The following is a 20,265-nucleotide window of genomic DNA, read 5'->3' as shown; positions in this document are numbered from 1 at the left end:
CCGGCCATGCCGGACCCTTTTGTTCTGATTGTCGGATTGTCATATTTATTGCACGACAGCAGAGGGGCTTGCGGAGTGGTGGGGAGCTTCACCGGTTCGGCCGACCGATTGCACCCGATGGGCCCGGTCAACCCCTGTCCGGAGGCCATCGGTGGGACAATGCGCGCCCGCCGCGCGACGCCACGGCCGGGGCGGTCCCCGGGTCGTCGTCCACCGGGTAACTCCCTTGTAAACAAGGGCCGTCAGCGGTGTGCGCGGGGTGCGGAGCTGACACCATGGGGGTGTCGCTCGCGGCATCCGCGGTGGGACCTCGGGGGAGGACGTTCCATGCAGATCGGCCGGCCCAGCGTCACCGCCCGCGGCGCGGCCGCGTTCCGCGCGGCCCACCAGGAGCTGGAGGGCGGCCGGGTGTTTTACGACCCGCTGGCGCTCCGCGTCCTCGCCGCCGACGCGGACGACCCAGTCCTCGAGGCGGCCTTCCACCCCGAGCGCGAGGATGTGCGGCTGTCCGTGGCCGCCCGTGCGCGGTTCGCCGAGGACGCCGTCGCGGCGGCCGTGGCACGCGGGGTACGGCAGGCGGTGGCACTCGGGGCCGGGCTGGACACCTTCGGCTGCCGCAATCCGTACGAGGCGCAGGGCCTGCGGGTGTTCGAGGTGGACCATCCCGCGACCCAGGAGTGGAAGCGCGACCGGTTGGCCGCCGGGGAGATCCCCGTACCGCCGTCACTGACCTTCGCACCGGTGGACTTCGAGCGGCAGAGCCTGGCCGACGGGCTGACGGCGGCGGGCTTCGACCCGGCCCGCCCGGCGTTCTTCTTCTGGCTCGGGGTGGTGCCGTATCTGACGCACACCGCCGTACTGGACACGCTCGGCTTCATCGCGGCCCTGCCGGACGGCTCGGGCGTGGTCTTCGACTACGGCGAGCCACCGGACGCGCTGCCACCGGAGCAACGTGCCGTGCACGAGGCGCGCGCGGCGTGGGCCGCCGAGGCCGGTGAGCCGTTCCTCAGCTTCTTCACCCCGGACGAGCTCGCGGACGAACTGCGCCGGCTGGGCTTCTCCGCGCGGGAGGACATCCGCTACCGGGACCTCACGGCCCGGTACGAGAGCGGCCACGGCATGGCCGGAGGGCACGCGGACCTCGGCGCCCATGTGATCCACGCCTGGTCTCAGGGCTGAGCGCGCGGACACGGGGCTGAGCGCGCGGACATGTGACTGAGCGCGCGGACATGTGGCTGAGCCCGGACCGCCGGTGGTGGCGGACCGGGCTCGATCAACGCACATACTGGCGAAGGGAGTTGCGGAGCCCTTGGGCGGCGGTCACCGGTACGGTCACCCGGCTGCCACCCAGGTCCACCGTCGCCTTCGCCCCGGTCGCGTCCTCGAAGTAGAGGAAGTCGGCGTCGGTGCCGCCGAGGACCAGCCCCAGCCGGTGGCCCGGCTTGATCTCGTAGTCGCCCGGCAGGGTCTTCCAGGCGATCCGGTAGGACCGGCCGGGGGAGAGTGGCTCGGGGGTGGTGAGCGAGTGGCGGTTCTGGGCGTCCATCCAGCCCCGGGCGATCACCTCGGAGGATCTGCGCGCCGTCACATTGGCGGTCCGCTGGTAGCAGGCGTCGTCCTGGGCGGTGCTCTCCCCGTGGCAGGACTCCTCGTCCAGCCCCCGCAGACCGTCGTGGATCCGGTTCTGGGGTTCGTTGCGGTTCCAGTCGATCCGCTCGTCCTCGCCGTAGTCCACGAGCAGCGCGGTGAGGTTCGACGTCGGTTTGTCGAGCGTGACCCGCAGATCGGCGGTGGGTGTGCCGGAGAGCCGTACCCCGGTGCGCAGCGGCGGGGTGAGGAAGGCCAGCCGGCCGGGGCGGTTCGCCGACGGGTCGGCGGTGAGATCCGCCTCGCTCAGCTTGGTGTCGGTGAAGGCCCCGGTGCCGCTCGCGGGGCTCAGCGACAGCGAGCCGTCCGGCCCGGGGCGCAGGGGCACCGAGGAGGTGCCCGCGGGCCAGTCGGCCTGGGTGGTCCAGGTGTCCGGGCCGGTCTGCAGATCGACGCGGGGCTCGTCCATGATTCCGTTCTGGATGCCGTACAGCCAGTGGTCGAACCATCGGTGCACGGTGTCGACCCACTGCGCGCGCCGACCGGGCCAGTCGAATGGATCGGTGTGGCCGTAGCGGCCCAGCCACAGCTTGCGTGGCACCCCGCGCTCGGCCAGCGCACCCCACCAGTTCGCGAGCTGGTCGATCCGGATGTTGTAGTCGTTGATGTCATGTGCGGCGAGGACGCTCGCGCGCACCTTGTTCACCTCGGGCGCGGGCTGTGCGATGTAATCGCGCTCTTGCCAGTGGGCGTTGTAGTTGCCGGTGGCGTCGTCCTCACCGGCCTGCAGCCGCTCGCGCACCGCCTGGCACTTCTGGGGCGGGTCGGTGTCCAGCGCGGTGGTCAGATACGAGGCGAAGCCGTTCCAGTGCTTGGCGCCGTTGGTGCGGGCGAACTCGTACCAGGAGCTGACTCCGGAGATCGGGACGATGGTCTCCAGCCCCTCCACCCCGGTGCCCGCCACCGCGTTGGCCAGCATGCCCTCGTACGAGTGGCCGATCATGCCCACCTTGCCGGTGGACCAGGAGGCCTTCACCTCGCTGCCGTCGGCCGCGTAGGCGGTGGCGCGGCCGCCGAACCAGTCGACGGTGGCCTTGGCGGCCGCCACATCGGCGGCGCCGCCGACGGTCAGACAGCCGTCGGATCTGCCGGTGCCGGTCACATCGACATCGACCACGGCATAGCCGCGCGGTACGAAGTAATTGTCGTAGAAGAGCGGGAACTTGGCCGGGTCGCCCTGGGCGTCGTAGGCCTTGCGCTCCGACTCGAAGCCACGGCCCACGGTGTCGTTGTAGGGGCTGGACGACATGATGACCGGCACCTTGAGACCCTGCTGGGTCTCCATGGGGCGGATGATGTCCACCGCGACCCGGTCCTTGTGGCCATCGCCGTCACTGTCGACCGGCGTTTGGACCATCAGATGCTCACGTACGGCGTCCGCGTAGGAGAACACCGGCTGAGTACGGCCGTCCACCACCTTGGTGGCGGGTCCGGCGGATGTCCGGGCCGACGCGGGCCCGGCGGGCAGTGCGGCAAGGGCTGTCGACATCGTGAGCGCGGCGATCACGACCCCGCTCCACCGTGAAGTGCGCATAGGGACCTCCTGGCCACGACCCCCGCCCCGGGACCGCCGGCCGGCGGTGGCCGGTCGGCGATCCCGGGGTTCCGGAGCCATGGAGGCTACTCGGCGATTTTCGTACGCATGGTCCAGCGAAAGATCGCTGTGGTGATGTCGGCGGAATCGTTGACGAGTTCGAAGTGCTCGTATCCATTCCGGTGCTGGATTTTGAGCTTCTTGCTGGTGAGGGTCGACCGCCCGGTCCTGAATGCCCGGGGCAGATCGTCCGGTCCGCCTTCGAGGACGACCTCGATCGGACTGCCCTCGGACAGATAACTGATGTGTTCGCTCAATATCTCCACCTCCTTACGCGGTCCTCCTCAAGCGGGAACATGCAGTTCCAGTCGGTCATCCGAGGTGAGGATGGCCCGCTGCATGTCCTGTAGGGCCCGGCACGGTTCGAGCCCGAGTTCCTCATTGAGCGTCTTGCGGGCCGCTTGATACACATGCAAGGCGTCCGCCCGGCGACCGCAGCGGTAGAGCGCCAGCATCAACTGACGGTGCAGTGCCTCCCGTAAGGGATGCTCGGTGGTCAGCTGATACAGATCGCTCACCAGCTCGCGATGGCGGCCGAGCATGAGCCGGGAATCCGTCAGCATCTCGATGCATTCCAGCCGGGCTTCCTTCAGCCAGGTCTGAAAGCCCTCGAGGATCGGCCCATGGCATACGTCGTCCAGCAATGGATCGCGCCAGAGGTCGAGCGCGCTTTCGAAAGTCGCCGTGGCCTGCTGGTAACGCCGCTCCCGCAGATGGTCCCGGCCCTCGCACACCAGCCGCTCGAAGCAGTGGAAGTCGAGGCGGTCGTGGCCCAGCCGCAGGACATATCCCGGCGGGCGGGTGATAACGGGACTTTCGTTCTGGTCGGGCCGGCGCAGGAACTTACGGATCTGGGAGACATACACATGAAGCCCGGCGATCGCCCGGCGCGGCGGGTCCTCTCCCCAGATCTCCGTGATGAGCTGGTCGATCGGGACCACTTGATCGGCGCGGACGAGGAGGACGGTCAACAGGACCTCGATCTTCCGCGCCCTGATAGTTAATTTCCTCTCCTCTTCCACTACGCGGAGAGGTCCCATGATCTCATATCGCACGTTGTGCCCCATCCGAGTCGCCGACGAGTGCGGTCATGGGACAGTCGGCGTCTTTGCCGGAATTGCCCGCGGGGTTGTCTGTGTGTTCTCTCGATTTCGAGGGCGGTCTGCTTCCGGAGGCGAACGCGTGTGCGGGTCTGGTTCTGGCGGTCCATGCGGATCGTCGACCCCTGCCGTCCGGGTGGCGCGCTGGAAGTGTCACGTCCCCGGAGTCCGGCGACCCCGAAGGGGATGGGAAGTGGGCGCTTGCCGAGCCGCTTGCGTGTGGAAAGTGGTCCGACCGCGCCGCACCGGACGGGGACGGGCGGTGCCGCCGGATCCACTGACGCACGCCGTTCGCGACTGCCATTACTCACCCCTCTTTTATCGCGGGCCCGCCGAGGAATCAGAGGATGGACGAGATCGACGCCTTCGGCAGGTGCCCCACATCGTAAGCGAGTCCTATGACTACCCACCTCACCTAGAATCCGGATATACGCGCCCTCGAGGCGGCGTCCTCGACGGTGCGGAGCGGGTATTCGCAATACCGTCCGGAAGATCGGAGTCCGGATATCCCGCACTTGCGGTGTTGCAGTCCGCGAATGAGAATACGCGGATCACATCGGCCGGGACAAGCGCATCTTGCGAGATCATGGGCCCCTTGGCGCCGCTTTGATGAGGAGTGGAGAATTCCGTCTGCGCGGGACCCATGAAGGATTCTCGAATAACCGTCAGGTTTGTCGCCGATTCAGGGCTTGTGGGCCACCACGATGGCGCAGCCGGCGCTGGGTACGGTGGGCAGCGCCGACTTGGCGGCGTCCAGCACCTCCTGCACGCTGACCCCGTGGCGCGCCTCGAACTCCCGGCGACAGCGCAGGATGCCGTCGATCATGCGGTTCGCGGTGTCCTTGGTGTTCTCGGTGACATCGGTCAGCTCATCGAGCACCAGCCCGGCGTCACCGACCAGACCGGGCCAGTCCTCCAGCCGGGTCAGCGAGGTGACCACGGCGGGATCGTCGTCCGGCTGATAACTCCCGTCGCTCGGCGGGGTGACATCCGTGAGCACCACCCGGCCTCCCGGCCGCAGCACACGGGCCATCTCCCGCAGCGCCGTCGGACGGTCCATGTGATTGATCGATTCGAATGCGAGTACGGCGTCGAATGCGGCGTCGCCGAAAGGCATCGCCATGGCGTCGGCGTATTGGAATGCCACCCGGTCGGACAGCTCGGCCAGCCGGGCGGATTCGGTCGCCTGTTTGACCTGGAGCTCGCTGATCGTGACGCCCAGGACATTGGCGCCGGTGGCGGACGCCACCCGCATCGCCGGTTTCCCGATACCACAGCCGGCATCCAGCACCCGGTCTCCCGGACCCACCCGCAGCCGTTCGATCAGCAGATCCGTGAAGCGATCGGTGGCCTCTTGCACCGAACGGGTATCGGACGGGCCGTCCCAGTAGCCGAAGTGGAAGTTGTCGTCCCACGCCATCTGCAGAAGCGGGCCCAGCGAGCTGTAGTAGTCCGACACCGTACCGCCAGGCGGCACGGCCGAGGGAGAGGTCATGGCACTCCTCCTGTGTGCTCGAAAGATCGGGTCGGCCCAGGGCACATAAAGGCTCACCCGCTCAAGCGATCGTCCGGGGTTCCGGTAACGCGTCTCTAAAGTCACCGGCCGTGGCCTATTTGGTCTTGCTTTAGAACCGCGCCCCACGATGGGCCACGTGCTCGCACCGATCATCAATCCGGAGCGGAAGTGCCGCCCATGACCACGAACACGCAGCCGTTCTCCGAGCGCCGGATGGGGTGCGATGGATAGCGACGAGCCCACTCGCACACCTCAGCACGCGGAGCCCATCGCCGTGGTGGGAATGGCCTGCCGCCTGCCGCACGCACCCAGCCCGTCGGCCTTCTGGCGGCTGCTGCGGCAGGGCGGGAACGCCATCACCGCCATGCCGGACGACCGCCACCGGACCGGCGCCGCCACCACTGATGGCCCCGTTACGGATGGCCCCGCTACGGATGGCGCCGCCGCCGACGGTCCCGCTACGGATGGCGGCGCCACCGGTGGCGCTGCCGCCGACGGTCCCGTCAGCGACGGCTCCGGCCGGTCGGCGCCGACCTGGTACGGCGGCTTCCTGGACCGCGTCGACACCTTCGACGCCGCCTTCTTCGGCGTCTCGCCCCGCGAGGCGGCGGCCATGGACCCGCAGCAGCGGCTGATGCTCGAACTCGCCTGGGAGGCGTTCGAGGACGCGGGAATCCGGCCCGGAACGCTGAAGGACAGCCCGACCGGTGTGTTCGTCGGCGCCATCTGGGACGAGTACGCCGCCCTCCTGCGCCGGGACACCACCGCGGCCACCCGGCACGCCATGACCGGTGTCCACCGCAGCATCATCGCCAACCGGGTCTCCTACGGCTACGGTCTGCGGGGCCCGAGCCTCACCGTCGACACCGCACAGTCCTCCTCGCTGGTGGCCGTGCACACCGCCTGCGAGAGCCTGCGCCGCCAGGAGTGCACCCTGGCCCTGGCCGGAGGCGTCAACCTCATCCTCACCGAGGACAGCATGGCGGCGGCAGCCGCCCAGTTCGGCGGGCTCTCCCCGGACGGGCGCTGCCACACCTTCGACGCCCGCGCCAACGGCTTCGTCCGTGGCGAGGGCGGCGCGGCGGTCCTCCTCAAACCACTCGCCGCGGCGGTACGCGACGGCGACCCGGTGTACTGCGTCATCCACGCGAGCGCCGTCAACAACGACGGCGCCACCGCCGGGCTGACGTCCCCCAGTCCGGCGGCCCAGGAAGACGTGGTGCGCACCGCCCACCGGCGGGCCGGAGTCTCATCCGACGAGGTCCAGTACGTCGAACTGCACGGCACCGGAACCCCCGTCGGCGACCCCGTCGAGGCGGCGGCGCTCGGCGCCGCGCTCGGGACCGTACGGACCGACGGCACACCGCTGCTCGTCGGCTCCGCCAAGACCAACGTGGGCCACCTCGAAGGCGCCGCGGGCATCGTCGGACTGCTCAAGACCGCCCTCGGCATCACCCACCGCCTGCTCCCGGCCAGCCTCCACTTCACCACCCCGAACCCGCGGATCCCGCTGGCCGAACTCGGACTGCGGGTCCAGGACCGGCTCAGCGAGTGGCCCCGCCCGGACCGGCCGCTGCTCGCCGGGGTCAGCTCCTTCGGCATGGGCGGCACCAACTGCCATCTCGTCCTCGGCGAAGCACCCGCGTCGGCGCCCGTCCCCGTACCCGCGCCCGTGTCCGTAACCACGTCCGTAACCGCCGACACCCCTGCGCCCCCGGTTGTGGCCTGGCCGATCTCCGCGAAGACCCCCGCGGCGCTGCGCGCCCAGGCCGAGCGGCTGCGGGACCATGTGACCGGCCACGACGGCCTCTCCCCGGCCGACATCGGACACTCTCTGGCCACCACCCGTACCGTCTTCGCCCACCGCGCCGTGATCCTCGGGGCGGGCGCCGACGAGCTGCTGAGCGGGCTGGACGCGCTGGCCAACGGCACGGAGGCCGCCGGAGTGGTGCGAGGCAGCACCACGGACGGCGGTCTCGCCGTCCTCTTCAGCGGCCAGGGCAGCCAGCGAGCGGCCATGGGCCGTGAACTGTACGCCGCCCACCCGGTCTTCGCAGCGGCACTGGACGAGGTGTGCGACTGTCTGGACGGGCAGTTGGCAGAGCCGTTGCGCGAGGTGATGTTCGCCCGACTACCGTCCCCGCAAGCGGCGTTGCTCGACCGCACCTCGTACACCCAGCCCGCGCTGTTCGCCATCGAGGTGGCCCTCTACCGGCTGGCCGAATCCTGGGGGCTCACCCCCGGCCATCTGATGGGCCACTCGGTCGGCGAGATCGCCGCGGCCCATGTGGCCGGTGTCCTCACCCTGCCCGACGCCTGCGCCCTGGTGGCCGCCCGCGGCCGGTTGATGCAGTCGATCACGGCGACGGGTGCCATGGCCGCCCTCCAGGCCGACCCGGACGAGGCCGCCGGACTGCTCGCCGGGTGGGAGGACCGGCTGGACCTCGCCGCCGTCAACGGCCCGTCATCCGTGGTGATTTCGGGTGACTACGACGCCGTCCACGCGACCGCCGCCGCGTGGCGCGAGCGCGGCCGCAAGGCCCGGCCGCTGAAGGTCAGCCACGCCTTCCACTCGCCGCACATGGACTCCATGCTCGACGAACTGCGCGCCGTCGCCTCCGGACTGACCTTCTCCGCACCGGCCATCCCCCTCGTCTCCAATGTGACGGGACGGCTCGCCACCGCCCCGGAGCTCGCCGCACCGGACTACTGGGCCCGCCACGCCCGACACGCGGTGCGCTTCATGGACGGTGTGCACACCCTCCTGGACGCCGGTGTCACGACCTTCCTCGAACTCGGACCGGACGCCCCGCTCACCGCCATGGCCCGCGAATGCCTCGCCGCACGGCCCGGACCGGCCCCCGGGCGGCCACGCCCGGCGGCGGTGGCGGCGATGCGCCGCGACCGCCCCGAGGTGCGCACCCTCGCCGCCGCCATGGCCCAGGCGTATGTCCGCGGCGCCGAAGTGGCCTGGGACCGGGCCTGCGGCGGGCAGCCCCGGCGGCGGGTCCCCCTGCCGACGTACGCCTTCCAGCGGGACCGCTACTGGCCCGGCACCACACCCGAATCCACCACACGGGGCACTCACACCACAGGGACGGACGACGCCCCGGACCCGGTGCCGCCCGCAGGAGAGACGGCCGGGCCCGGCGACCCGGGGCCGGACCGGGACCCGCTGCAGGTCGTCCGGACCCAAGTGGCCCTCGTTCTCGGACACTCCGAGCCGAACGCCATCGATCCCGGTCTGACCTTCAAGGAACTGGGCTTCGACTCGCTCGCGGCGACCGAACTGAGCGAGCGGCTCGGCGCCGTCACGGGGCTGCCCCTCACCGCCACACTCACCTTCGACCACCCCACGCCCCTGGCCGTCGCCGACCATCTGCGCGCCCACACCACCCCTGCCGCCATCCCGGCCGCGTCAACGGCCCCCGTACCGCGCGACGCCGACGAGCCGATCGCGGTGGTGGCCATGGGCTGCCGCTTCCCCGGCGGCGTCGACTCGCCCGAGGCGCTGTGGCGGCTGGTGGCCGAAGGCGTCGACGCGATCGGGGAGTTTCCCCGGGACCGCGGCTGGGACCTGGCCGGACTCTTCGACCCCGACCAGGACCGCCCCGGCACCAGCTACGCCCACGAGGGCGGCTTCCTCCACGACGCACCGGAATTCGACGCGGAGTTCTTCGGGATCAGCCCCCGGGAGGCGCTCGCCACCGACCCACAGCAGCGGCTGCTGCTGGAAACCGCGTGGCAGACCTTCGAACGGGCGGGCATCCGCTCCACCGCCCTCCAGTCCAGCCCCACCGGCGTGTTCGTCGGAGTGATGCCCCAGGACTACGGCCCCCGGCTGCACGAGGCGCCCAAAGGGCTCGACGGCCATCTGCTCACCGGCGGCACCCCGAGCGTGGTGTCCGGCCGGGTGGCGTTCACCTTCGGCCTGGAGGGGCCCGCGGTGTCGGTGGACACGGCGTGTTCGTCGTCGCTCGTGGCCATCCATCTCGCGGTGCGGGCACTGCGGCAGGGCGAGTGCGCGCTCGCCCTGGCCGGAGGGGTGACGGTGATGGCCGCACCCGGTATGTTCACCGGCTTCTCCCGCCAGCGCGGCCTGGCCCCCGACGGGCGCTGCAAGCCGTTCGCGGCCGCCGCCGACGGCACCGGATGGGGCGAGGGCGTCGGCCTGCTGCTCCTGGAGCCGCTGTCCGACGCCCGGCGGAACGGCCACCGGGTGCTCGCGGTGATCCGGGGCTCGGCCGTCAACCAGGACGGCGCGTCCAACGGCCTGACCGCGCCCAACGGCCCTTCCCAGCAGCGGGTTATCCGCCAGGCCCTCGCCGATGCCCGGCTGTCCCCGTCCGAGGTGGACGCCGTCGAGGCGCATGGCACCGGAACCACCCTGGGGGACCCGATCGAGGCCCAGGCACTGCTCGCCACCTACGGGTGGGAGCGGCCGGAAGAGCGGCCCCTGTGGCTGGGCTCGCTGAAGTCCAACATCGGCCACACCCAGGCCGCGGCCGGCGTGGCGGGCGTCATCAAGATGGTGATGGCCATGCGGCACGGGCTGCTGCCCGCCACCTTGCACATCGACGCGCCCAGCCCCCACGTCAACTGGGGCAGCGGGGCGGTGCGGCTGCTGACCGAGCAGGTGGAGTGGGTGCGCGGCGAACACCCCCGCCGCGCGGGGGTGTCCTCCTTCGGTATCAGCGGCACCAACGCACATCTGATCGTGGAGCAGGTCCCCGAGCCGGAACCCGTCCCCAGCGGCCCGCGGACGGACGACGACGACCGGCCGGTGCCCTGGGTGCTGTCCGCCCGCAGCGCAGAAGCCCTCCGGGGGCAGGCCCGGGAACTGGCCGCCCATACGGCCGCCTATGCGGCCGCCCATACGGCCCCCGACGGCACACCGTCGCCCCGGGACGTGGGCTGGTCACTGATCACCACCCGGACGGCGTTCGACCACCGCGCGGTGGTGGTCGGCGGGAGCGGCGACGAACTCACCGCCGCCCTGCAGGCGTTGGCGGCCGACGAGACGCATCCGGGTGTGGTGGGCCCGGCTGCCATCCGCTCCGGCGCGGCGGTAGACGCGGGCCCGGTGCTGGTGTTCCCCGGGCAGGGTTCGCAGTGGGCCGGGATGGGCGCCGGGCTGCTGGACGCCGCACCGGTGTTCGCCGCCCGCGTGGCGGAGTGCGAACGAGCGCTCGCGCCCCACGTCGACTGGTCGCTCACCGATGTCCTGCGGGGAGCCGAAGGCGCCGCCGATCTGAGCCGAGTGGATGTGGTGCAGCCGGTGCTCTGGGCGGCGATGGTGTCCCTGGCCGCCGTATGGGCCGAGTACGGTGTGCGCCCCGCCGCCGTGGTGGGCCACAGCCAGGGTGAGATCGCGGCGGCCGTGGTGGCCGGAGCGCTGTCCCTGGAGGACGGCGCGAAGGTCGTGGCGCTGCGCAGCCGGGCCCTGCGGCGGCTCGCCGGAGGCGGGGCCATGGCCTCGCTGGCACTCGGCGACGAGCAGGCCGAGGAGTTGCTGACCGGGCTCGGCGACCGGGCCGCCGCGGTCGTGGTGGCGGTGGTGAACGGGCCCGAGTCCACGGTGGTGTCCGGCCCGCCGGAGCAGGTGGCCACTGTGGTGGCCGCGTGCCAGGACGCGGGGGAGCGGGCGCGGCTGATCGAGGTGGACTACGCCTCGCACAGCCCCCAGGTCGACGAGATCGCCGAGGAACTCAACCAACTGCTCAGGGGAGTTGAGCCGGTCGAGGCGCCCGGAGCCGCCGGGGTGGTGTTCTACTCCACCGTGACCGGTGGCCGGGCCGATGTATCCACCCTGGACACGGACTACTGGGTGCGGAATCTGCGGGAGCGGGTGCGGTTCGCCGATGCCGTCGAGGAGTTGCTGGCGGCTGGTCATCGGGTGTTCATCGAGGCCAGCACCCATCCCGTCCTCACCATGGCGATGCGGGAGAGCTTCGAGCACGCCGAGATCGCGGCCGCCGCGGTGCCCACCCTGCGGCGGGACCACGGGGACCGGACCCAGCTGACGAAGTCGGTCGCGCAGGCGTTCATCGCCGGGGCCGAGGTGGACTGGTCGGCCGCCTTCCCGGCCGACCCCACACCCCGTACGGTCGATCTGCCCACGTACGCCTTCCAGCGCCGGCGCTACTGGCTGGACGCCCCCGGCGGGCGCGCAGGGGACCCCGCCGCCCTCGGCCTGGTGGCCGCGGACCATCCGCTGCTGGGCGCCGCGGTGCGGCTCGCCGACGGCGGCGGCCACGTGCTGACCGGACGCATCTCCCCGCTGACGCACGGCTGGCTCGCCGACCATGTGGTGGCGGGCGTGTCCCTGGTGCCCGGAGCCGTGCTGGTGGAGTGGGCGCTGCGGGCGGCCGACGAGGCAGGCTGTGGTGCGGTGCAGGAGCTCGCGCTGCGGCTGCCGCTGGCGATGCCCGCGACGGGCGGCCGGTGTGTCCAGGTGGTGGTGGGGCCGCCCGCCGACGAAGGACGCCGCGACATCGCGATCTACTCCCTCCCCGAGGACGGCCTTCGCGCGGGTGGCGACACCGACTGGATGTGCCATGCCGTGGGCGTCCTCGGCCCCGCCGTACCGGAAAGCCGCTCGGGGGAGTCGCCCGGGACCTGGCCGCCGCCCGGGGCGCGGCCGGTGGACACCGACGGGTTCTACGAACGGATCGCCACATCCGGATACGCCTACGGAGCCGCGTTCCAGGGGCTGCGCGCGGTGTGGCGGGACGGCGCGGACCTGCTGGCCGAGGTGGAACTGCCCAAGGCCGCAGGAGGGCCTGGTGGGTTCGGCATTCACCCCGCCCTGCTGGACGCGGTGCTGCATCCGACGCTGCTGATGGACGCGATGGACCGGATGGGCCGGACTCAGGGGGAGGACCACAGGGGCCGGATGTGGCTGCCGTTCACCATCGGCGGTGTGTCCCTGTGGGCGGCCGAGGCCACCGCCGTACGCGTCCGACTCACCCCGCGTCCCCGGACCGTCGAGGCCGGGGCCGAGGCCGAGGCCGAGGGCGGGCGTGAACTGCGGGTCGTCGTCGCGGACGCCGTAGGCGCCCCGGTGCTGACGATCGACGCGCTGGCGCTGCGCCACGCCGACCCCGATCAGCTGCGGTCCCTGAACACCGGCCGAGTGACGACTGAGAGTGCCGGTGGCGGAGGCGTACGGCGGCGCGCCGCCGCTGCCGCGGCTGGAGCGTCGTCCGTCGACTGGGCCGCCCGGCTGGCACGGCTGTCGGCCGTGGAGCGGTATCGCACCCTCCTCGGCCTGGTGCGCGACCACGCCGCCACCGTGCTGGGGCACACCGATGCCGAGGCGGTGCACGCCGACGCCAGTTTCAAGGAGCTGGGCTTCGAGTCCCTGACCGCCGTCGAACTGCGCGATCGCCTCGCGGCCGCCACGGGTCTGCGGCTGCCCGCGGCCCTGATCTTCAGACATCCGACCCCGGAAGGCATCGCGCACCATCTTGTGCGACGGCTGACCTCGGACGGTGCCGACGCCACCCCCACTGTGATCGTCCCTCCGAGTACGCAATTGCCACGGCAGCCGACGGATGAAATGAGCGCGGCCCAAAGGCTGGAGTCCGCCTCCGCGGATCAGGTCCTTGAGTTTATTGACAACGAGCTTGGTGTGTCCTGAATGTGCCGGGCGCGACGATCGCTGAAGGCCGGGTGACCCTCATGGCGAACGAAGAGAAGCTGGTCGAGTACCTCAAGCGCGTTTCCGCCGATCTGCACGATACGCGTCTGCGCTTGCGCGAGGTGGAGGAGCGTTCCCATGAGCCGGTGGCCGTGGTCGGCATGGCCTGCCGCTTTCCCGGCGGGGTCACCTCCCCGGAGGAGCTGTGGGAACTGCTCGTCTCGGGTGTCGACGCGATCGGGGACTTCCCGACGGACCGTGGCTGGGACCTGGAGAACCTCTACCACCCCGATCCGGAGCACTACGGCACCAGCTGTGTCCGCCAGGGCGGATTCGTCGAGGCGGACCGGTTCGACGCGGCGTTCTTCGGCATCAGCCCCAGGGAAGCGCTCGCCATGGACCCCCAGCAGCGGCTGGTGCTGGAGATGGCCTGGGAATCCCTGGAGCGGGCCGGTATCGATCCGGCGTCGCTGAAGGGAACCCGTACCGGTGTCTACGCCGGTGTGTCCAGCCAGGACTATCTGTCCAGGGCCCCGCGCATCCCCGAGGGATTCGAGGGCTACGCCACCACGGGCGGGCTCACCAGTGTGATCTCGGGTCGCGTGGCCTACACCTTCGGTCTGGAGGGGCCGGCGGTGACGGTGGACACCGCGTGCTCGGCCTCGCTCGTGGCCATGCACCTGGCGGTGCAGGCACTGCGGCAGGGGGAGTGCACCCTGGCCCTGGCGGGCGGTGTCACCTCGCTCGCCACCCCCATCATGTTCACCGAGTTCTCCCGGCAGCGCGCACTGGCCCCGGACGGCCGGTGCAAGTCCTTCGCCGCCGACGCGGACGGCACCGGCTTCTCCGAAGGCGTCGGGCTGGTGGTGCTGGAGCGGCTGTCGGACGCGCGGCACAACGGCCATCGGGTGCTGGCCGTGATCCGGGGCTCTGCCATCAACCAGGACGGTGCCAGCAACGGCCTCACCGCGCCCAACGACGTGGCCCAGGAACGCGTCATCGGCCAGGCGCTGGCCAACGCCCAGCTGGGGCCGGGCGATGTGGACGCCCTGGAGGCACACGGCACCGGCACCAAACTCGGCGACCCGATCGAGGCCGAGGCCCTGATCGCCACGTACGGCCGGAACCGCCCCGCCGACCGGCCACTGCTGTTGGGCTCGCTGAAGTCCAACATCGGCCATACGCATGCGGCGGCGGGCGTGGCGGGTGTGATCAAGATGGTGATGGCACTCCGGCACCCTGGACTGCCCGCGAACCTGCATCTCGACCAGCCGACCCCGCATGTGGAGTGGGCGGGCAGTGGGCTGCGGCTGCTGACCGAGCCGGTGGAGTGGCCCCACTTGGAGCGGCCCCGTCGAGCGGCGGTGTCGTCGTTCGGCATCTCGGGGACGAACGCCCATCTGATCGTGGAGCAGGCTCCTGAGGAGGAGCGACCGACCGAGCCGGTCTCCTCGGGCCTGGGCGCGGTTCCGTGGGTGCTCTCGGGGCGGAGTGTGGGGGCGTTGCGGGGGCAGGCTGGGGCGTTGGCTGAGCGGGTGGGTGGGGGTTCGGGGTTGTCGGCGGCGGATGTGGGGTGGTCGTTGGTTACGGCGCGGTCGGTGTTTGAGCATCGGGCGGTGGTGGTGGGGGGTGACCGGGCTGGATTGTTGGCGGGTGTGGAGGCGTTGGCGGGGGGTGTGTCGCATCCGGGTGTGGTGGAGTCGGGTGCGGCGGTGCTGACGGGTGATGTGGGTCCGGTGCTGGTTTTCCCCGGTCAGGGTTCGCAGTGGGCCGGTATGGGCGCCGAGCTGCTGGAGGTGTCGCCCGTGTTCGCGGTTCGGGTGGCGGAGTGCGAGCGGGGGCTTGCGCCGTATGTGGACTGGTCGCTCACGGATGTACTGCGTGGCGCTGAGGGTGCGGCGGATCTGGGGCGGGTGGATGTGGTTCAGCCGGTGTTGTGGGCGGTGATGGTGTCGTTGGCGGCGGTGTGGGCTGGATATGGCGTACGTCCTGCGGCGGTGGTGGGTCATAGCCAGGGTGAGATCGCGGCGGCTGTGGTCGCGGGGGCGATGTCGCTGGAGGACGGTGCCAAGGTCGTGGCGTTGCGGAGCAAGGCGTTGCGGCGGCTGGCCGGTGGCGGGGCGATGGCATCGCTCGGGGTGGGGCATGAGCAGGCGGGGCAGCTGTTGTCCGACCTGGGGGACCAGGCCGCCGGAGTGGGTGTGGCAGCCGTCAACGGGCCCTCGTCCACGGTGGTTTCGGGTCCGCCGGAGCAGGTGGCCGCTGTCGTGGCCGCGTGTCAGGAGGTGGGGGAGCGGGCGCGGCTGATCGAGGTGGATTATGCGTCGCACGGCCCTCAGGTGGATGAGATTCGCGAGGAGTTGAACGACATCCTGGCCGGTGTCCGCCCGGTCGTCGGTGGCGGGGGTGAGGTGGCGTTCTATTCGACGGTGACCGGTGGCCGGGTCGATGTGGCTGGCCTGGACACGGACTATTGGGTGCGGAATCTGCGGGAGCGGGTGCGGTTTGCCGATGCCGTCGAGGCGTTGTTGGCCGATGGGCATCGGGTGTTCATCGAGGCCAGTACTCACCCTGTGCTGACCATCGGGATGCAGGAGACGTTCGAGCAGGTGGGTGTGGAGGCGGTCGCCGTACCGACCCTGCGTCGCGACCACGGTGGTCAGGTTCAGCTCCTCCACTCCCTCGGCCAGGCGTTCATCGCCGGGGCCGAGGTCGACTGGAAGGCGGCGTTCCCGGCCGACCCCACCCCCCGTACGGTCGATCTGCCCACGTACGCCTTCCAGCACCAGCGCTACTGGCTCGACGGCCTCAGTGGCCGGGGTGCCGATCCCACCGATCTCGGACTGGTCGCAGCGGGCCATCCGCTGCTGAGCGCCGCCGTTGAGCTCGCCGACGGGCAGGGCCATCTGCTGACGGGACGCCTCTCGGCGCGGTCCCATGGCTGGCTCGCCGACCATGTGGTGGCGGGCGCGGCCCTGGTGCCCGGGACGGCCTTGGTCGAGTGGGCGTTGCGGGCCGCCGACGAGGTCGGCTGCGGTGGTGTGGAGGAGCTGGCGCTCCAGGTACCGCTCGTGCTGCCGCCCAGCGGCGGGGTGCGTCTTCAGGTGGTCGTCGGCGGGCCGGGCGTCGATGGCCGACGTGATGTGCGGATGTACTCGCGCCGCGACGACGGCGCCGACACGGCGGCCGGGTGGGTATGCCATGCGGAGGGCGTGCTGAGCCCGCCCCCCGACGGCTCCACGCCAGCGGAGGAGTTGGGCGGGACCTGGCCACCGGCGGATGCGAAGCCGGTCGATCCCGTGGACTTCTACGCACACATCGCGGCATCGGGCTACGCGTACGGCCCCGCCTTCCAGGGGCTGCGCGCCGTGTGGCGGGACGGTGCGGACCTGCTGGCCGAGGTGTCGTTGCCCGAGGCCGCGGGGGAGCGGACCGGGTTCGGCATCCACCCGGCACTGCTCGACGCCGCCCTGCACCCCGTTCTGCTGACCGATGGCTCACCGAGCGACGCCGAGTCGGCCGATGGCCGGGTGTGGCTGCCGTTCACCTGGAACGGGGTGTCGCTGTGGGCGGCCGGGGCGAGCACGGTACGGGTGCGGATCTCGCCGTACGAGCCGAGCGCCGAGCGGGAACGTACGCTGCGGGTGACCGTGGCGGACGCCCTGGGCGCCCCGGTGCTGAGCGCCGATGCGGTGGTGCTGCGTTCCGCCGACGCCGATCAGCTCCGTACGGCTCAACGGCCGGGCGTGGATGGACTGTTCGTCATGGACTGGGCACCCTTGCCGGTCCCCGCACCGCCCAACGGCGACGGGTGGTCCGCGCATCACCCGGCCGTTGACGCCGACTGGGTGATCCTGGGGCCCGAGGACCGGGCTCCGGCCGGGTCCGCCGCCGTATGCCATCCGGATCCGCAGGCGTTGTTCGGCGCGCTCGACACTGGCGCCCCCGCCCCCGCCGTCGTACTTGCCCTCGAGCCCGCCGAGGCGGTCCGTGCCCGGGATGGCGGGATGGCGGCCCACGGGCTGGCGGCCGACGGGCTGGCCTCGGCGGAACGCGTCCTGGAGCTGTTGCAGGGCTGGCTGGCCGAGCCGCGCCTGGCCGAGGCCCGGTTGGTGGTGATGACGCGTGGCGCCGTCGCGACCGGCGGCCCGGGCGGCGTTGACCCCGCAGCCGAGAGGGTGGACGTGGCGGGCGCCGCGGTCTGGGGTCTGGTGCGCAGCGCGCAGGCCGAGAACCCGGGTCGCTTCCTGCTGCTCGATCTCGACCCTCAGGCCGAGGTGTCCGCCGACCTCGTGACCAACGCCGTGGCGCGCGCCATCGAGATGGACGAGTCACAGCTGGCCCTGCGTGCGGGGCGGGCGCTGATGCCCCGGCTGGTGCCCGCCGCGCCGAGCGCGGGCCTGGCGGCCCCGGTGGGGCAGTCCGCGTGGCGGCTCGGGCTCGACGGCGCCGGGACGGTGGACAGCGTACGGCCGGTGGTGTGCCCGGAAGTGCTGGGTCCTCTGCGGGAGGGCCAGGTGCGCATCGATGTCCATGCTGCGGGTGTCAACTTCCGTGATGCGCTGATGGTGTTGGGGATGTATCCCGGGGACGCGGTGTTCGGTGGCAGCGAGGGCGCCGGTGTGGTGCGGGAGGTCGGCCCCGGCGTGACCGGTCTCGCCGTGGGCGACCGGGTGATGGGCCTGTTCGAGGGCGCGTTCGGCCCGCTGGCCGTGGCGGACGCCCGTACGGTCGTGCCCATCCCCGAAGGCTGGACCTTCCGGCAGGCGGCCGCGGCCCCCGTCGTGTTCCTCACCGCCTGGTACGGGCTGGTGGAGCTGGGCGGTCTCCAGGCGGGTGAACGCGTCCTGATCCATGCGGCGACCGGTGGCGTGGGGACGGCCGCGGTGCGGATCGCCCGGCATCTCGGCGCGGAGGTCTATGCGACGGCGAGTCCGGCGAAGCACGGGGTGCTGGAGGAGATGGGCATTGATGCGGCTCACCGGGCTTCGTCGCGTGATCTGGCCTTTGAGGAGGTGTTCCGTGAGGCCACCGGTGGCCGGGGCGTGGATGTGGTGCTCAACAGTCTCGCCGGGCCCTTCGTCGATGCCTCGCTCCGTCTTCTCCGTGAGGGTGGGCGGTTGCTGGAGATGGGCAAGACCGATATCCGTGACCCGGAGCTGATCGCGGTCGAGCACTCCGGGGTGACGTACCACGCGTACGACCTGATCGCCGACGCCGGTCCTGACCGTATCGGTGAAATGCTGGGTGAACTGGGCGAGTTGTTCGGTTCCGGTGTGCTGGAGCCGCCTCCGGTACGGGCGTGGCCGCTCAGCCGGGCGCGTGAGGCGTTGCGGTGTCTCAGTCAGGCCAGGCACACCGGCAAGCTGGTCCTGGACGTTCCCGCCCCGGTGGACCCGGATGGCACCGTGCTCATCACCGGTGGCACCGGCACCCTCGGCGCACTGGTCGCCGAGCACCTCGTCCGCACTTGGAACGTCCGCCATCTGCTGCTGGTCAGCCGCAGCGGCCCCGAAGCGCCCGGGGCGAAGGAGCTGGTGGCCCGGGCCGCCGACCTGGGGGCCGACGTACGCATCGCCGCCTGCGACATCGGCGACGCCGCCCAGGTGGCGGAAGTCCTCGCGGGCATCGCCCCGGCACACCCGCTGACCGGAGTCGTGCACGCGGCGGGGGCGCTGGACGACGCGATGCTGCCCTCGCAGGATCCGAAGCGGCTGGCGCGGGCCTGGGCGGCGAAGGCCGCGGCGGCGGCCCATCTGCACACCGCCACCGCGCGTCTGCGGCTGGGCATGTTCGTGCTGTTCTCCTCCTTCGCCTCCGACCTCGGTACGCCCGGCCAGGCCAACTACGCGGCGGCCAACGCCTTTTGCGACGCCCTGGCCACCCGACGCCAGACGGCCGGGCTCCCCGGGCTCTCGGTGGCCTGGGGACTCTGGGCGGCCACCAGCGGCCTGACCGCACGGCTGGCCGACGCCGATCTGGCCAGGATGGCCCGGCTGGGCATCAAGGCCAACAGCACCGAGGAGGGGCTGGCGCTGCTGGACGCGGCCTGCCACCACGGCCATCCGCATCTGCTGGCGCTCCACCTGGACACCGGCTCCCTCGCCGCTCAGGTCCCGAGCACCCTCCCCACCCCTCTGCGGGCCCTCGCCACCGTCGGTGGCAGCGGGCGGGCCCGGCCCACGGCGGCCGCCGGTGGACAGAACACCGACTGGGCGGCCCGGCTCAGGGGACTGCCGCCCACCGAACAGCACCGGCTGCTGCTCAACCTGGTGCGCACCCAGGCGGCCACCGTGCTCGGCCATGCCGATCCGGGTGTGGTGCAGCCGGACGCGTCGTTCAAGGAGCTCGGCTTCGATTCGCTGACCGCCGTGGAACTGCGCAACCGGCTGGCCGCGGCCACCGGACTGCGGCTGCCCGCGGCCCTCGTCTTCGACCACCCGGAGGCGGCGGTGCTGGCCGAGCATCTGCGCCGCGAGCTCTCACCGGACGGTGAGCCGGGTGTCCCGGGCCCAGACGTAGCCCAGCCCCACCCCGTCCTCAACGAACTGGTCAGGCTGGAGAACAGCCTGTCGGCCGTCGGTGTCGAGGACGTGGACTCCGGGGCGGTCACCGCCCGGCTGGAGACCTTGCTGTCCAAGTGGAAGGCGATGTGCTCGTCGGCGCGGGCGGACGACGGCAATGCCGTGGGGCGGTTGCAGGTGGCGACCGCCGATCAGGTTCTGGAATTCATCGACAACGAACTTGGCCTGTCATGAACAACGTG

At 71.5% G+C, this 20,265-nt stretch carries 7 protein-coding genes; 3 read left to right on the top strand and 4 right to left on the bottom strand.

All coding sequences use genetic code 11. From position 1 onward, the window contains the following. Window positions 1-327: 327 nt before the first annotated feature. The gene (locus LIV37_RS05845) at window positions 328-1,179 is read left to right on the top strand and encodes a class I SAM-dependent methyltransferase (RefSeq protein WP_020866172.1); all 852 of its coding nucleotides are present in this window, start codon (window positions 328-330) and stop codon (window positions 1,177-1,179) included. Between the two features lie 94 nt (window positions 1,180-1,273). Here LIV37_RS05845 and LIV37_RS05840 read toward each other — a convergent pair whose 3' ends face one another. The 4 genes from LIV37_RS05840 to LIV37_RS05825 all read right to left on the bottom strand — a co-directional run bounded on the left by LIV37_RS05840 (window position 1,274) and on the right by LIV37_RS05825 (window position 5,836). After that, entirely contained in the window at window positions 1,274-3,181 is a 1,908-nt protein-coding gene (locus tag LIV37_RS05840) for a Xaa-Pro dipeptidyl-peptidase (RefSeq protein ID WP_020866171.1), read from the bottom strand. A gap of 86 nt (window positions 3,182-3,267) precedes the next feature. Next, entirely contained in the window at window positions 3,268-3,507 is a 240-nt protein-coding gene (locus LIV37_RS05835; protein ID WP_251983268.1) for a DUF5988 family protein, read from the bottom strand. 18 nt (window positions 3,508-3,525) lie between these two features. Further along, on the bottom strand, window positions 3,526-4,296 hold the full coding sequence (locus tag LIV37_RS05830) for an AfsR/SARP family transcriptional regulator (RefSeq protein WP_121826220.1): 771 nt from the start codon (window positions 4,294-4,296) through the stop codon (window positions 3,526-3,528). A gap of 727 nt (window positions 4,297-5,023) precedes the next feature. Further along, window positions 5,024-5,836 (bottom strand): SAM-dependent methyltransferase, encoded by an 813-nt coding sequence (locus tag LIV37_RS05825; RefSeq protein ID WP_020866168.1) that lies wholly within the window; start codon window positions 5,834-5,836, stop codon window positions 5,024-5,026. Between the two features lie 244 nt (window positions 5,837-6,080). Between LIV37_RS05825 and LIV37_RS05820 the strand changes: the two genes are divergently transcribed. After that, entirely contained in the window at window positions 6,081-13,499 is a 7,419-nt protein-coding gene (locus LIV37_RS05820) for a type I polyketide synthase (RefSeq protein ID WP_214662975.1), read from the top strand. Between the two features lie 2 nt (window positions 13,500-13,501). Then, window positions 13,502-20,257 (top strand): type I polyketide synthase, encoded by a 6,756-nt coding sequence (locus tag LIV37_RS05815; protein ID WP_121825772.1) that lies wholly within the window; start codon window positions 13,502-13,504, stop codon window positions 20,255-20,257. Window positions 20,258-20,265 lie beyond the last annotated feature (8 nt).

Origin of the sequence: Streptomyces rapamycinicus NRRL 5491, from assembly GCF_024298965.1 — a bacterium.
Taxonomy (GTDB): Bacteria; Actinomycetota; Actinomycetes; order Streptomycetales; family Streptomycetaceae; genus Streptomyces; species Streptomyces rapamycinicus.
This window is presented reverse-complemented; position numbering and strand designations above follow the sequence as displayed.

Bases quoted from the DNA above. Each gene is read 5' to 3' on its own strand.
- LIV37_RS05825 (WP_020866168.1), bottom strand. From the start codon at position 5,836: ATGACCTCTCCCTCGGCCGTGCCGCCTGGCGGTACGGTGTCGGACTAC.
- LIV37_RS05845 (WP_020866172.1), top strand. From the start codon at position 328: ATGCAGATCGGCCGGCCCAGCGTCACCGCCCGCGGCGCGGCCGCGTTC.
- LIV37_RS05840 (WP_020866171.1), bottom strand. From the start codon at position 3,181: ATGCGCACTTCACGGTGGAGCGGGGTCGTGATCGCCGCGCTCACGATG.
- LIV37_RS05820 (WP_214662975.1), top strand. From the start codon at position 6,081: ATGGATAGCGACGAGCCCACTCGCACACCTCAGCACGCGGAGCCCATC.